The 486-nt window shown below is 78.2% G+C and carries 1 protein-coding gene; it reads right to left on the reverse strand.

The genetic code is table 11. The annotated features are described in order from the left end of the window. Window positions 1–82 precede the first annotated feature (82 nt). A partial coding sequence (locus tag E2C06_RS36950) for a tetratricopeptide repeat protein (RefSeq protein ID WP_133293438.1) occupies window positions 83–486 on the reverse strand: 404 nt, incomplete at its 5' end.

Below are 486 nucleotides of genomic sequence, written 5' to 3' on the forward strand. Positions count from 1 at the left end.
GCCTGCGCATCGCGCCGCGGCGGCGCGGCCGCCGGATCCGCCGCGGGCCCGGCCGGCGCCGGGGTGCCCACCGGCATCGCCGTCAGCGGCAGCCCGCGCGCTGCCGGCCGGCCTCGAGCCGTTCCTTCATCGCCCCGCGCAGCTGCGGATACTCGCTCTGCACCAGGGCGAAGGCGTCGCAGGCCTCGCGCTTCTGATTGAGGTTGGCCAGCGAGGTGCCGAAGCCGATCAGCGCCTCCGGCGCCCGGCTGCCCTTCGCATTGGCCTTGTAGGCCTCGCCATAGGCGACCGCGGCATCCTGCCAGTTGCGCTGGCCGAACTCGGCATCCGCCAGCAGGAAGCGGGCGTCATAGGCGCGCGGGGTGCCGCGCACCGCGAGCACCTCGCGCGCCGCGGCCTCGGCGGCGGCGAAGTCGCGCCGGCCGAGCGCCGCCTGGCCCTCGGACAGCGCCCGCTCCGGCGGGCGGGCAACGGCGGCGGCGGCCG

The sequence above is a fragment of the Dankookia rubra genome (assembly GCF_004355005.1).
Taxonomy (GTDB): domain Bacteria; phylum Pseudomonadota; class Alphaproteobacteria; order Acetobacterales; family Acetobacteraceae; genus Paracraurococcus; species Paracraurococcus ruber_A.